The sequence below is a fragment of the Microbacterium sp. NPDC055357 genome (assembly GCF_053644835.1).
The window spans coordinates 402,280-416,544 of record NZ_JBSHLZ010000002.1 but is presented as its reverse complement, the minus strand read 5'-3'; the positions used below and the strand labels follow the sequence as shown (position 1 = coordinate 416,544).

Annotated in this window: 9 protein-coding genes and 2 pseudogenes; 7 read left to right on the top strand and 4 right to left on the bottom strand. The window is 72.1% G+C overall.

The window, feature by feature from the left end:
• Positions 1 to 20: 20 nt before the first annotated feature.
• The 7 genes and pseudogenes from ACWICD_RS05165 to ACWICD_RS05135 all read left to right on the top strand — a co-directional run.
• Positions 21 to 1,472 (top strand): annotated as a pseudogene (locus ACWICD_RS05165) (Clp protease N-terminal domain-containing protein); the annotation flags it as partial.
• 270 nt (positions 1,473 to 1,742) lie between these two features.
• A pseudogene (locus ACWICD_RS05160) lies at positions 1,743 to 2,732 on the top strand (AAA family ATPase); the annotation flags it as partial.
• Positions 2,733 to 2,758: 26 nt separating this feature from the next.
• Entirely contained in the window at positions 2,759 to 3,631 is an 873-nt protein-coding gene (locus ACWICD_RS05155; protein ID WP_454139494.1) for an LLM class flavin-dependent oxidoreductase, read from the top strand.
• Positions 3,628 to 4,392, top strand: coding sequence for an LLM class flavin-dependent oxidoreductase (locus ACWICD_RS05150; RefSeq protein WP_454139493.1), 765 nt, complete (start codon positions 3,628 to 3,630; stop codon positions 4,390 to 4,392). The genes ACWICD_RS05155 and ACWICD_RS05150 overlap by 4 nt, the downstream gene beginning before the upstream one ends.
• Positions 4,392 to 4,784, top strand: a complete 393-nt coding sequence (locus ACWICD_RS05145) for a DoxX family protein (protein ID WP_454139520.1) — start codon at positions 4,392 to 4,394, stop codon at positions 4,782 to 4,784. Before ACWICD_RS05150 ends, ACWICD_RS05145 begins: the two co-directional genes overlap by 1 nt.
• A gap of 155 nt (positions 4,785 to 4,939) precedes the next feature.
• On the top strand, positions 4,940 to 6,469 hold the full coding sequence (locus tag ACWICD_RS05140) for an ATP-dependent DNA ligase (RefSeq protein ID WP_454139492.1): 1,530 nt from the start codon (positions 4,940 to 4,942) through the stop codon (positions 6,467 to 6,469).
• Positions 6,466 to 7,155, top strand: a complete 690-nt coding sequence (locus ACWICD_RS05135) for an NAD-dependent deacylase (RefSeq protein WP_454139491.1) — start codon at positions 6,466 to 6,468, stop codon at positions 7,153 to 7,155. Before ACWICD_RS05140 ends, ACWICD_RS05135 begins: the two co-directional genes overlap by 4 nt.
• A gap of 74 nt (positions 7,156 to 7,229) precedes the next feature.
• Here the strand turns inward: ACWICD_RS05135 and ACWICD_RS05130 are convergent, their stop codons facing one another.
• The 4 genes from ACWICD_RS05130 to hrpA form a co-directional block, all read right to left on the bottom strand.
• On the bottom strand, positions 7,230 to 8,087 hold the full coding sequence (locus tag ACWICD_RS05130; RefSeq protein WP_376130107.1) for an NYN domain-containing protein: 858 nt from the start codon (positions 8,085 to 8,087) through the stop codon (positions 7,230 to 7,232).
• Between the two features lie 2 nt (positions 8,088 to 8,089).
• On the bottom strand, positions 8,090 to 9,073 hold the full coding sequence (locus ACWICD_RS05125; protein WP_454139490.1) for a Gfo/Idh/MocA family protein: 984 nt from the start codon (positions 9,071 to 9,073) through the stop codon (positions 8,090 to 8,092).
• Between the two features lie 200 nt (positions 9,074 to 9,273).
• On the bottom strand, positions 9,274 to 10,215 hold the full coding sequence (locus ACWICD_RS05120; protein WP_454139489.1) for a quinone oxidoreductase family protein: 942 nt from the start codon (positions 10,213 to 10,215) through the stop codon (positions 9,274 to 9,276).
• Positions 10,216 to 10,244: 29 nt separating this feature from the next.
• Positions 10,245 to 14,207, bottom strand: a complete 3,963-nt coding sequence (gene hrpA, locus ACWICD_RS05115; protein ID WP_454139487.1) for an ATP-dependent RNA helicase HrpA — start codon at positions 14,205 to 14,207, stop codon at positions 10,245 to 10,247.
• Positions 14,208 to 14,265 lie beyond the last annotated feature (58 nt).

The following is a 14,265-nucleotide window of genomic DNA, read 5'->3' as shown; positions in this document are numbered from 1 at the left end:
AGTTTCACAGGAGAGATGGCATGCCCGAAGACTTCACCCCCTCGACCGGATCCGACGCCAACGACGGCTCGTTCGACGAGTTCCTCGCGCGGTACCTCGCGGGCGAGCGCGCCCGAGCGGGTCGCTCGATCGACCTCAGCCGCTTCCTCGGCTCGCGCACGCAGGAGATCCTGCAGCGCGCCGGCCGGTTCGCGCTCGAGCGCGGCCAGCACGAGCTCGACGCGCTTCACGTGCTGCGCGTGCTCGTGGCGGAATCGCCCGCGAAGGACGCCGTCGAGCGCATCGGCGCCGATCCCGCCGCGATCGCCCGCGCGACCGAAGAGCGTCTGCCCGCGGCATCCGGTGCCGCCGGTGTCGAGGGTGCCGTTGTTACACCGTCGGTGCAGCGCGCTCTGTTCCACGCGTTCCAGGTGGCACGCTCGTCCGGGTCGACCTACGTCGATCCGGAGCACCTCTTCTTCGCGCTCGTGCTCGCCCAGGACACCCCCGCCGGTCAGGTGCTGGCGCACGCCGGCGTGACCGCCGAGGCACTCACACAGGGAGCGCGCGAGACCGTCACCCCGGGCGGCGTGGGCTCCGAGCAGCAACCGGATGCCGCGGCATCCGGCACGCCGATGCTCGACCGGTTCGGCACCGACCTGACCGCGCTCGCTCGGGCGGGCGAGCTGGATCCGGTGATCGGCCGCGCCGCCGAGATCGAGCAGACGATCGAGATCCTCAGTCGACGCACGAAGAACAACCCCGTCCTGGTGGGCGAGGCCGGCGTCGGCAAGACCGCCGTCGTCGAAGGTCTCGCGCGAGCGATCGCGGCCGGCGAGGTCCCCGACCAGCTGCGCGACAAGCGCGTCATCGCGCTCGACCTGCCCGCCATGCTCTCGGGCACGCGCTACCGCGGCGACTTCGAAGAGCGGCTCACCGGCACCATGGACGAGATCGCCGCGCAGGACGGCGAGCTCATCGTCTTCATCGACGAAGTGCACACGGTCGTCGGCGCGGGAGGCGGCGGCGAGGGCTCGATGGACGCCGGCAACATCCTCAAGCCGCGTCTCGCCCGCGGCGACCTGCGCCTCGTCGGCGCGACGACGCTCACGGAGTACCGCGTGATCGAGAAGGACTCCGCGCTCGAACGCCGCTTCCAGCCCGTCCGCGTCGGCGAGCCGTCGGTCGAAGACGCCGTGCGCATCCTGCACGGGCTCAAGCCCGCCTACGAAGACCACCACGGCATCGTCTACACCGACGAGGCGCTGCGCGCCGCCGTCGAGCTGAGCGATCGCTATCTCACCGAGCGCGTGCTGCCCGACAAGGCGATCGACCTCATCGACCAGGCCGGTGCGCGCCTGCGGCTGCGCCTGGGCGCGAAGGTCGACGTGAGCGCGCTCATGACGCAGCTCGCATCGCTCGAGGCGGACAAGAACGCCGCCGTCTCGGCCGAGCACTACGAAGAGGCCTCGCGCCTGCGCGACGAGATCGCGGCCGTGCAGGCGAAGATCGAGCACGCGGCCGAGAGCCCCGCGCGCGTCGAGCGGGACGCGACGCAGCATGTCGTCGACGAGCCCGAGATCGCGGGCGTGATCAGTCGCGCCACCGGCATCCCCGTCGCCCGTCTCACCCAATCGGAACGCGACCGGCTCGCGCGCCTCGAGGACGAGCTGCACGCGCGCGTCATCGGGCAGGACGACGCCGTCGCGGCCGTGGCGAAGGCCGTGCGCCGCAGTCGCACGGGAATGGGTGACGCGCACCGTCCCGTCGGATCGTTCCTCTTCCTGGGTCCGACCGGAGTCGGCAAGACGGAGCTCGCGAAGGCGCTCGCGAGCTCGTTGTTCGACGACCCTTCGACAAGCTCAGGGACCGGGGTGACAGGCTCAGAGACCGGGGCGGCAGGCTCAGGGACCGGGGCGACAACCTCAGGGACCGGGGTGGCAGGCTCAGGGTCCGGGGCGACAGGCTCAGGGACCGGCGTGGCAGGGTCGGGGAACAGCGTGATCCGGTTCGACATGAGCGAGTTCGGCGAACGGCACACCGTGTCGCGACTCGTCGGTGCCCCTCCCGGCTACGTCGGGTACGACGAAGCCGGGCAGCTCACCGAGCGTGTGCGGCGCAATCCGTACTCGATCGTGCTGTTCGACGAGATCGAGAAGGCGCATCCGGATGTCTTCAACCTGCTGCTGCAGGTGCTCGACGACGGCCGTCTCACCGACGGCCAGGGGCGCACGGTGGACTTCCGCAACACGGTGATCGTGATGACCTCGAACCTCGGCTCGGAGTTCCTCGCGTCGCGCGGCGGAGCCATCGGCTTCCTCGCCGACGGCGGCGGGTCCACCGGCTTCGGGTCGGAGAAGGACCTGCGCGATCGGGTCATGGGCAAGCTGCGCGAAGCGATGCGACCGGAGTTCCTCAACCGCATCGACGAGATCGTGCTGTTCCGCAAGCTGGAGAAGTCGCAGCTGCGCACGATCGTGCACCTGCTGCTCGGCGCGACCGAGGCCCGACTGGCGCGGCGTGACGTGACGTTCGCGGTGACCGACGCGGCGATCGAGTGGCTCGCCGAGCACGGCTATGAGCCGGAATACGGGGCGCGGCCGCTGCGCCGGCTCATCCAGCGCGAAGTCGATGACCGGCTCGCCGAGCTGTTCGTGACGGGCACCCTCACCGAAGGCGGTTCCGTGACGGTGGATGCCACCGCCGACGGCCTCGTCGCGATGTCGGGCGCACCGCTGGCCGCCGCCGCCTGATCGGCGAGGGATGTCAGAGTGGGTGCATGGCACGCATCGGCGCGATCTTCAGTCCGTACCAGAATCCTCCCGAAGCGCTTCGTGCGGCGGTCGAGGCAGCCGAGACGGCAGGGCTCCCCGAACTGTGGGTGTGGGAGGACTGCTTCCGCGAGACGGGCTTCACGACGGCGGCCGCCGCCCTCGCCTGGACCGAGACACTCACGGTCGGACTCGGCATCGCCCCCATGCCGCTGCGGAATGCTGCCCTCACGGCGATGGAGATCGCGACGATCGAGCGGATGTTCCCCGGGCGGTTCCTGCCGGGACTCGGGCACGGAGTGCTGGACTGGATGGGACAGGTCGGCGCTCGTGTCGCGTCGCCCCTCACCCTCATGCGTGAATACGTCCCGGCGGTGCGCGCACTCGTCGCCGGTGACGAGGTCTCGGTGTCGGGCCGGTACGTCACGCTCGACGCCGTGCAACTGGACTGGCCACCCGCGACGCCACCGCCCCTCTACGCCGCCGCAGAGGGGCCCAAGACCCTGCGGCTGAGCGGCGAGGTCGCGGACGGGACCGTGCTGGTCGGCGGCTTCACACCCGACGAGCTCGCGGTGCGGATCGCGGCCGTGCGCGAGGGGCGCGCAGCCTCGGGACGCGCGGGCGATCACGAGATCGCGGCATACGTGCACGCCGCCTTCGGCAACGGCTCCGAGGACCGCGCTCGTGCCGAGTTCCCCGATCATGCCGCGGAGGGTCGTGTCCTGTGGGGCTCTGCCGACGACGTCGCAGACGGCGCGCGAAAGTTCTTCGCGGCGGGAGTCGACGCCGTCGTCCTGCAGCCCGCGGGCGGCGAGACCGACCTCGCGGGCTTCTACGCGCACGCGGGAGACGTCGCGCGCAGCGTCGGGACGACGCCGTGACCGGCGCGCTGTCGATCGGGATCGCCGCAGCGGCCGGCCCGGCCGTCGCCGCTGCGACGGCTCGCGCCGCCGAGCGCGCGGGATTGCGCGCCCTGTGGGTCAACGACACGGTCGGCCATGATGCACTCGCGGTGCTCGCCGCAGCCGCCGAGGCGACCGACCGCCTCGTGCTGGCCACGGGAGTGCTGCCCGTCGACCGGCGCTCGCCCCGCGAGATCCTCGAGCGCGCGGCGGGACTGCCGCAGGACCGGCTCGTGCTCGGCATCGGCTCGGGCCAGGCGCGCACGGGCGCCGTCGATCGCGTGCGGGACGCCGTCGCCGAACTGCGCGCCGGCACGTCGGCGCGCATCGTCGTCGGTGCACTCGGCCCGCGCATGCGACGGCTCGGGGCCGCGGCATCCGATGGTCTGCTGCTGAGCTGGCTGACGCCGGAGCTCGCACGGGCGCAGAGCGCCGAAGCTCACGACGGCGCCCCGGACACCCACGTCGCGCTCTATGTGCGCGCGGCGTCGGATCCGGCCGCGGTCGGGCGGCTGCGCGCCGAGGCCGACACCTACGCGGGCTATGCGGTCTACCGCTCGCACTTCGACCGGGTCGGCATCGGCGCCCGCGACACGACGATCGAACCGACGGCGCTGACGGGCAGCATCCCTCGGTATCGCGATGCCGCCGACGAGCTCGTGCTGCGCGTCATGACGGCCGGTGACACGGCCGACGAATACGTGCGGTTCATCGATGACGTGCGATCGGCCGTGCGGTGATCTGGCGCAGCGCGGCACGCGGGGCGCTCGCTGTGCTTCTGGTCGTCGCGGGCGTCTCGCATCTCACGTGGGGGCGCCGCGGGTACCGCATCGTCGTTCCGGAGTGGGCGACAGAGCTGCTGCGCACCGACAAGGACACGATCGTCGTCGCCTCGGGTGTCGTCGAGATCGCGCTCGGCGGGGCGCTGGTCGTGCTTCCGCGCGAACGTGCCCGCATCGGTGCGATCATCGCGGCGTTCTTCGTCGCGGTGTTCCCCGGCAACGTGCACCAGTGGCGGACGGGGCGCTCAGCGCCCCTGCTGCGCACCGATCGGGCGCGGTTCCTCCGCCTGCTGCTTCAGCCCGTGCTCGTGGTGTGGGCGCTGTGGAGCACGAGGTCCGCTCGGCGGTGAGTCTCCGGCCGGCGCCCGCGTGTGACCGCAGGGCGGCGGGCCGCGCGGTCGTCTCATGGCGAGTCCGGTGCGCGTGTCGACGGAGCTCGTCGGGCGCACGGGGTGTCGGGCTCGGCGGCCGACACCGTGTCCGCCGCCGGTGGCAGAATGCGGGAATGCTCCTGTTCCGGCTCGTCAGCGCGACGGATGCCGCCGCCGCGACGTCGTCGCGTCTGGCCAAGGTCGCCGCGCTCGCCGACGTGCTGGCCGGCCTCGACGCGGCCGAGATTCCGATCGCGATCGGCTACCTCGTCGCCAAGCCCCGGCAGGGCCGGCTCGGGATCGGCTGGCGCAGCCTGTCGACGGTCGACGTCGTGCACGCCGCCGAGCCCGCCCTCACTCTCGCGGATGTCGATGCCGCGCTGACAGCTCTCGCACGCGCCGAGGGGCCGGGTTCTGCCGCGGTGCGCCGGGCGACCCTCGAATCGCTCGCCGCGCGCACGACCGCGACGGAGTGGGACTTCGTCGCCCGCGTCATCCTCGGCGAGCTGCGCACCGGCGCGCTCGAGGGGGTGCTCGTCGACGCCGTCGCGAAGGCGGCGGGGCGTCCCGTCGCCGCCGTGCGCCGCGCCGCGATGCTGTCGGGTGATCTGGGTGAGACGGCGCGGATCGCACTCACCGAGCAGGCCGACGCGCTCGACGCGGTCGGTCTCGTCGTCGGGCGTCCCGTGCTGCCGATGCTCGCGGGGACGGCGCCGACGGCAGGCGAGGCGATCACCACCCTGGGCGGCGCCGCTTCGGTCGAGTTCAAGCTCGACGGCGCGCGGATCCAGGTGCACCGTGACGGTGACGACGTGCGCGTGTTCACGCGCACCCTCGCCGATGTGACGCACCGCCTGCCCGAGATCGTCGAGGTCGTGCGCCGCCTGCCCGCGCAGCAGCTCATCCTCGACGGCGAGACGCTGTCGCTCGACGAAGACGGCGGTCCCCGGGCCTTCCAGGACACGATGGCGCGCTTCGGCTCCGAGACCACGGATGCCGCGGCGATCGCGCTGCGCCCCTGGTTCTTCGACCTGCTGCACGTCGACGGGCGCGACCTGATCGACGAGCCGCTCGAGGTACGACGCCGCGAGCTCGAGCGGATCGCGGGAGCGTGGCAGGTGCCCGGCATCGTGACCGCCGATCCCGCCGCGGCCGATGCGTTCGCCGACGACGCCCTCGCTGCGCACCACGAGGGCGTCGTCGTGAAGGCCGTCGATTCGCCGTACACGGCGGGGCGCCGCGGACGCACCTGGATCAAGGTCAAGCCCGTGCTGACGTTCGATCTCGTCGTCCTCGGCGTCGAGGCCGGCTCGGGTCGCCGCACCGGCATGCTGTCGAACCTGCACCTCGGCGCCCGCGATCCCGCCGGGGAGTTCGGTGACCCCGGCGGGTTCGTCATGGTCGGCAAGACCTTCAAGGGGCTCACCGACCAGCTGCTGCGCTGGCAGACCGAGCACTTCCCGTCGATCGAGACCCGCCGCACGGCGCACACCGTCTTCGTGCGCCCCGAGACCGTGGTCGAGATCGCGATCGACGGCGTGCAGCGCTCCACGCGGTATCCCGGCGGTGTCGCGCTGCGGTTCGCGCGGGTCAAGGGGTACCGGCTCGACAAGACGGCCGCCGACGCCGACACGATCGACGTGCTGCGTGGGCTGCTGCCATGACCCGCATCGTCGCGCTAACCGGTGCCGGAGTGTCGGCCGAGAGCGGATTGCGGACCTTCCGCGACACCGGCGGGCTGTGGGAGGGGTACGACGTCGACGACGTCGCGACACCCGAGGGGTTCGCGCGCGACCCCGACACCGTGCTGCGCTTCTACGATGCGCGTCGTCGGGCAGCGCTGGCGGCTGGGCCCAACGCCGCACACCGCGCGCTCGCGGCGCTCGAATCGCGCCTCGGCGATGAGCTGCTCGTCGTGACGCAGAATGTCGACGACCTGCACGAGCGGGCCGGAACCCGGAACCTCGTGCACATGCACGGCGAGCTCGTGCGGGCACGGTGTCGCGCGTGCGGCGCGCGTCCGGTCTGGATGGCGGATCTGAGCGACCGGCCGCCGTGCCCCGAATGCGCAGAGCGGATGCTGCGCCCCGATGTCGTCTGGTTCGGTGAAATGCCGTACGGGCTCGATCGCATCGAGCGCGCGGTCACGGCATGCGACCTGTTCGTCTCGATCGGCACGTCGGGCTCGGTCTACCCGGCCGCCGGATATGTCGCGCTCGCGTCGGCCTCCGGCGCCCGCACTCTCGAACTCAACCTCGAGCCCGGTGACGGCTCCGCGGCGTTCGACGAGGCCCGCACGGGCCGGGCGACCGAGCTGGTCCCGGCCTGGGTCGCCGAGGTGGGCGGCTGAGCGCGACTAGCGACGATCCCCGGCCAGGCGGATGAGCCGCGTCAGCGATCCCCGGCTCGGGCGGATGAGCGCGACTAGCGACGATCGCCGGCCAGGCGGATGAGCACGATGTTCGACGACTCGTCGACCTCGGCGACGGTCGGGTGGGCCTTGACGAAGTCGGTGAAGCTCTTGTGTCCGACCGCCTTCTCGCTGAACGCGGGGTCGAGACGCTTGATGAGGCTCTTGACCTCGGACGCGTGCTGCCACTTGTCGTCGTCTTTGTCGTTCTCGAGGCGCAGCGCCCGCTCGAGCAGATCGGCGCCCGGGTCCTTCGCCTTCTGGCGGGAGCGGCGGGTCGTGCCGTCGGACTTGCCGGTCGCGGGCGGCGTCACGCCCGGAAGGGCGTCATAGGCGTCGAACTGGTCGCACGCGGCGGCGAGCGACTTCGCGGTCGATCCGGCCACGCCGACGCCGACGACGAACCGTCCGAGCCGCTTGCAGCGCTGGGCGAGCGGCACGTAGTCGGAGTCACCGGCGACGATGACGACGTGCGTCAGGTCGGGCAGGCGGAACATGTCCTCGACCGTGTCGACCGCGAGGCGGATGTCGGCGCCGTTCTTGGCATATGCCGCGGCGGGGAACAGCTGCACCAGGTCGACCGCGCGAGCGACGAGCTGCGAGCGGTACTCGGCGTTGACGGGGGCCGACCAGTCGGCGTACGCCCGCGTGAGCACGAGTGTCCCGAAGGATGCCGCGTAGTCGATGATCGCGCCGACGTCGATGCGCGCCGCAGCGAGTCGTTCTGCGGTCTCGGGCGCCGAGGCGTCTTCGGCGATGCGCTGGCGGTCACGCGAATAGGCGTTGCGGCCGTGCACGCGGTCGTACCAGGACATCACGATGTTGTCGAAGTCGAGGTAGACGGCCACGCGCGGCTGGAGCAGGTCTGGCATGTTCAGTTCTCTCCGGGGTAGTGAAGACCGATGATCTCACGGACGGCGTCGAGGCTCGCCATGATCTCGACGGTCTCGTCGATCGGCAGGACGTCGCTGTCGGTCATGCCCTGCGCGATGAAGCGCTCCGCCGCGAGAGCCTGGTACTGCATGCCCCCGCCCTCGACCTGCGACGCGAACCCCTCGAGCACAGCGCCGTCGGGGCCCAGGAGACGGAACGACGTCGGCCTGTACCAGACGGGGTCGATCTCGATACGGGCATCCGTGCCGATGATGTGCGCCGTGTTCGGCCCCGCCGAGTGCGCCGCCGACAGTGTCGTCGCGATCGCTCCCGAAGGGTAGGTGAAGATCGTCGCGATCTCGGCGTCGGCGCCGGTCGGGCCGAGGGTCGCCGATGCGGCGATCGTCGCGGGTGCGCCGAGGACATCCCACGCGAACGAGACCGGGTAGATCCCGAGGTCGAGCAGGGCGCCACCGCCGAGCTCGAGGGCGTTGAGGCGATGGGCCGGGTCGGAGCTGATGCGCTGCGTGTGATCGGCCGTGAGTGCGCGGACCGTGCCGACGGCGCCCTCGGCGAGCAGCTCGCGGATGCGCGCCATGTGCGGCAGGTAACGGGTCCACATCGCCTCCATGGCGAGCAGTCCCATGGAGCGGGCGGTGTCGCGCACGCGGGCGGCTTCGGCGGCATTGATCGTGAAGGGCTTCTCGACCAGCACGTGCTTGCCCGCGTCGAGCGCGAGGATCGCCTGTTCCGCATGGAAGGGATGCGGCGTCGCGATGTAGACGATGTCGACGTCGGGATCGGCGACGAGCGCGTCGTACGACCCGTGCGCGCGCGGAACCCCCAACTCGTCGGCGAACGCGCGGGCGTTGTCGAGCCGGCGCGACCCGACAGCGACGAGGTCGAGGTCGGCCGTGTGCAGATCGCGGGCGAACGCGCGGGCGATGCCGCCGGGCCCCAGGATGCCCCAGCGCAGTGCAGTCATCTGTCGAGCGTACCGACCCCCACCCCCAACCCGCGAGACTGCAACGGGGCGCCGAAACCGTGGGTATCACCCGCAGTCTCGGCGCGCCGTTGCAGTCTCGCGGTCAATGCGGGGCGGCGTTGGGGGGTGCGGTCGACGCGGGGCGGGGTTGTGGGGGCGCGGTCAACACGGGGCGGCGTGGGGGCCCGAGGTCGAGGGAGTCACGGCCGGAGCGTCACCTTGCCGTCGGTGCCGGCCTCGACGGCGCGCTGGGCGTCGGCGGCATCGCGCAGCGGGAACGACGGGCCCAGCTCGACCGAGAAGCGATCCGCGGCGAGCAGGGCGAGTGCGACGGGCACGGCCTCGGCACGCCACGCCTGCTGCTGCGGTGTGAGCGGTTGGGGGCTGCCGCCCGAGAATGCGCGGATGCCCAGGCCCGCGGCATCCGCCCCTCGAACGATCGTCGCGATGCGTTCGCGGTCGGCGACGAGTTCGAGCGACGCGTGCAGCGCCTCGTCGGTGCCGGCGGCGTCGAGGGCGACCGTGATCCCGTCCGGGGCCACGGCGCGGATGCGCTCGACGAGTCCGTCGCCGTACGCGACGGGGAGCGCGCCGAGCGCGCGCACGCGATCGAAACGGCGCTCGGACGTCGTCGCCACGACGGTCGCGCCGGCGAGCACCGCGAACTGGATCGCCGCTTGGCCCACAGAGCCGGAGCCGCCGTGCACGAGGAGCGTGTCGCGCGGGCCGACCGCGAGCGAGCGCACCGACTGGTAGGCCGTTCCGGCCGGAATGCCGAGGGCGGCCCCGAGCTCGGCGCTCACCGAGCCGGGCCGCGGTACGACGCTGGCGGCGGGGACGGTGATCTCGGTGGCGTAGGCGCCCGAGACACCCGAGAAGACGACGGCGTCGCCCACGCGCAGGCCATCGACGTCGGCACCCACCGCCGTCACGACCCCGGCGCCGTCGGCACCGACGCGCCGCGGTCCGTCGAGCGGCGCCGATGCGCGCCGTCCCGACCGCAGTTTCGCATCGATCGGGTTGATGCCCGCGGCCTCGACCCGCACCGTCACATCGCCCGGCCCGGGAGCGGGCGCGTCGATGTCGATCTGATGCAGGACCTCGGGTCCGCCGAACTCGGTGTAGACGATCGCGTGTGCCATGCCCGGGACAACCCGCCCGCCGCGACCCGCTATTCCCGCAGCGCCTTCTGGATGCGCTGGAGCGAGACCTGCTCCGCCGTGCCGAGCGCCTGGGCGAAGAGGCTCACGCGATACTCCTCCAGCAGCCAGCGCACGCGCGTGAGCGAGGCGGACGCGTCGGGGGCGGGCGGAATCGTGCCGCCCGCTTCGGCATACAGCGCGGCGGCGCGTTCGAACTCGTTCTGCCGCTGACGGTCGCGTCCCGGGCTGTCGGCGAGGCTCCTGACGCGCTCGAGGGCACCGCGCACGTAGCGCGGAAGGTGTCCCAGGCGGTCGAGACCCGTGCGCGCGACGAAGCCGGGGAAGACGAGTCCGGCAAGCTGCGCCTTGACGTCGTTGAGCGCTGCGAGGAGGGTCAGCGAGTTCTGCTCGCGCACGGCGCGCTCGACCTCGCGCACGGCCGTCAGGATGCGGGCGACGAGCGACACCGCCTGGAAGAGCTCGTCGACGACGACCCGCGAGAACGCATCGCGCACGGTCTCGAACGCGGCCCGCGTGCGTACGACGCCGTCCGGCACGGTGCGCGCGATGACGGCATCGGCCAGCGCGACGCGCGCATCCTCGATGAGCGCCTTCGCCGACGGATAGGGGGATGCCGCGAGCGCGAGCTTCTCGGCCGAGGTGAGGTGCTCCAGCACATAGGCCGCGGGGGAGGGCGCCGTCAACAGCACGAGCCGGCGCACGCCCGCGCGCGTCGCGGCGGCCGCAGCCTCGGGGGTCGCCTCGATGCGCAGCGCGACGCTCGCCCCCTCGTCGACGAGCGCGGGATAGCCCCGCACGACACCGCCGGCGACCTTCGTGTCGACGACGTCGGCCAGGTCGCCGACGTCCCAGTCGGTGATGCCGGAGCGCTCCGTGACGCCGGGGGAGGCGGCCGCGGTCGGCGGGACGGCCGGGCCAGGAGCCCTCGCGTCCTTCCTCGGCGTCAGCGAACGGGAGACGGCCGTGCGCGCCCGGTCGGAGAGCTGCCGCTGCAGGTCGCCCAGGTCTCGCGCCGATCCGGCCGGGCGCCCGCGCTCGTCGACGGCGCGGAACGACACGAGCAGATGCGACGGCACCCGCTCCAGGTCGAAATCGGCGGCGGTGACGGGCTGATTCGCGACCCGCTGGATGCGCGTCGCGAGCGCGTCGAGAAGCGAGGTCGGGGGCAGCCCGTCGTGCGCCTCGGGGCCGAGGCCCGGGAGCTCTTCGGCGAAGCGAGCGGCCCAGTCGGCGGCGGGCACGACGTGGCGCCGGATCGTCTTCGGGAGCGCGCGCAGCAGCGCCGTGACCAGCTCGTCGCGCAGGCCCGGCACCTGCCAGTCGAAGCCGTCGGGCCGCAGCTGCGCGAGAAGCGCGAGGGGAACGATCACCGTGACGCCGTCGTCGGGCGCACCCGGCTCGAAACGGTAGGCGAGCGAGAGCACCTGATCGCCCTGGCGCCAGCGCGCGGGGAAGTCGCGTTCGTCGCCGCGGGACGCGTCGTCGATGAGATCGGCCTCGGCCATGTCGAGCAGGCGCGGCGTCGTGGTCGCGGCATCCCGCCACCAGGCCTCGAATGAGCGCGCGTCGAACACATCGCGGGGGATGCGCGCGTCGTAGAAGCGGTAGACGGCCTCGTCGCCCACGAGGATGTCGCGGCGGCGCTCGCGCTCCTCGATCTTCTCGAGCCGCCGGCGCAGCTCGAGATTGCGCCGCTCGAACGCCGTCAGCCGCTTGTCGATGTGCGACGAATCCCACTCGCCTTCGACGAGCGCGTGGCGCACGAACAACTCGCGCGCGAGGGGACGGTCGAACCGGGCGAGCTGCACGCGGCGACGGGGGATGATCTCGACGCCGAAGAGCGTCACCTTCTCGTAGGCGGATGCCGCGCCCGATGCCTTCGACCAGTGCGGTTCGCTCAGCTGCCGCTTCGCGAGGTCGCCCGCCAGCGGCTCGGCCCACGCGGGGTCGATCGCCGCGACGGTGCGGGCGAACAGGCGGCTCGTCTCGACGAGCTCGCCGGCCATGACGGCGCCGGGTCGCTTCTTCTTGAGGCCCGACCCCGGGAAGATCGAGAACCGCGTTCCGCGCGCGCCGAGATAGGTCGCCGGAGCGAGGCTCTTGCCCTTCGCACCCTTCGATCCGGCGTCGTTCCGGCCCGTCGCGCGTTCGTCGAGGATGCCGATGTGCGAGAGCAGTCCGGAGAGGATGGCCTTGTGCAGGGCATCCGCATCACCGGCGGAGGATGCATCGCTCGCCGAGGCGCGGTCGCGCTTCGACCGGCCGAGCAGAGCCGTGAGCTGCCGGTGCACATCCACCCATTCGCGCACGCGCACGTAGTTCAGGTGCTCGGCGCGGCACATGCGCCGGAAGGCACTCGAGCCCAATTCGCGCTGCTTGTCGAGCAGGTGGTTCCACAGGTTGAGCAGTGAGATGAAGTCGCTCGTCGGATCGGTGAACCGAGCGTGCAGGCGGTCGGCCTCTTCGCGGCGTTCCTCCGGTCGCTCGCGGACGTCGGGGATCGACAGTCCCGCGACGATCGCGAGGACGTCGGGCAGGACGCCGGTCCGGCGGGACTCGACGATCATGCGGGCGAATCGGGGATCGATCGGCAGCCGAGCGAGCTCGCGCCCGATCTCGGTGAGCCGCCCGGTCTCCGTACGCCCCCCGGTCCCTGAGCTTGCCGAAGGGTCGACCGCCCCCAGCTCCGTGAGCAGGTCGACGGCCGCCTTCACTCCGCGCGAGTCGGGCGGGGTGAGGAAGGGGAACCGCTCGATGTCGCCGAACCCGAGGGCGAGCATCTGCAAGATGACCGACGCGAGGCTCGTGCGCAGGATCTCGGGCTCGGTGAACTCGTCGCGCGTCGCGAAGTCGTCTTCGGAGTAGAGCCGGATCGCGATGCCCGGCGCCGTGCGCCCGGCGCGACCCGAGCGCTGCTGGGCCGACGCCTGCGAGATCGGCTCGATCGGCAGCTGCTGGATCTTCGTGCGGTTGCTGTACCGCGAGATGCGGGCCGTCCCCGTGTCGATGACGTAACGGATGCCCGGAACCGTGAGGCTCGTCTCGGCGACGTTCGTCGCCAGGATGACGCGACGCCGCACGCCCGCGACGCGCGATCGCTCGAAGACGCGGTGCTGCTCGGCTGCCGAGAGGCGCCCGTAGAGCGGCAGGACCTCGGTCGGCACGGCATCCTTCGCATACATGCCGCGGACGGCATCCATCGCATCGCGGATCTCGGCCTCGCCCGGCAGGAAGACCAGAACGTCGCCGGCGGGTTCCCGGTCGAGCTCACGCAGGGCGGCCGTGATGCCGTCGACGTCGTCGCGCTCGGCGCCGGCATCCGCGTCGGAGGGCGCGCGGTAGCGGATCTCGACGGGGTGCGTGCGTCCCGACACCTCGATGACGGGCGCAGGCCGAGCAGCGGTTCCCGAGCCTGTACCGGTTCCTGAGTCTGTCGAAGGGCTCGCGAAGTGCCTCGCGAAGCTCTCGGGGTCGATCGTCGCGCTCGTGATGACGACCTTGAGGTCGGGGCGCTTCGGCAGGATGCGCGTGAGGTACCCGATCAGGAAGTCGACGTTGAGCGAGCGCTCGTGCGCCTCGTCGATGATGATCGTGTCGTAGCGGCGCAGCAGCCGGTCGCGGTGGATCTCGTTGAGCAGGATGCCGTCGGTCATGACGGCGACGCGGGTGTCGTCGGTGACCTTGTCGGTGAAGCGCACCTTGTAGCCCACCGTCGTGCCCAGCGGCACCTGGAGCTCTTCGGCCACGCGCTCGGCGATCGTGCGCGCCGCGATCCGGCGCGGCTGCGTGTGCGCGATGCGCGTGCGACCCAGCTCGAGGCAGATCTTCGGCAGCTGCGTCGTCTTTCCCGACCCCGTCGCGCCGGCGACGATGACGACCTGATGGTCGCGGATGGCGCGCGCGATGTCGTCCCGCGCGGCGCTGACGGGCAGCTCCGGCGGGTACGAGATGACAGGTTCTGGCGCGGACACAGCCCTCGATCGTATCTGCCGCGGGCCGCTTCGGCGGGCGTACGCGGGCGATCCGCAG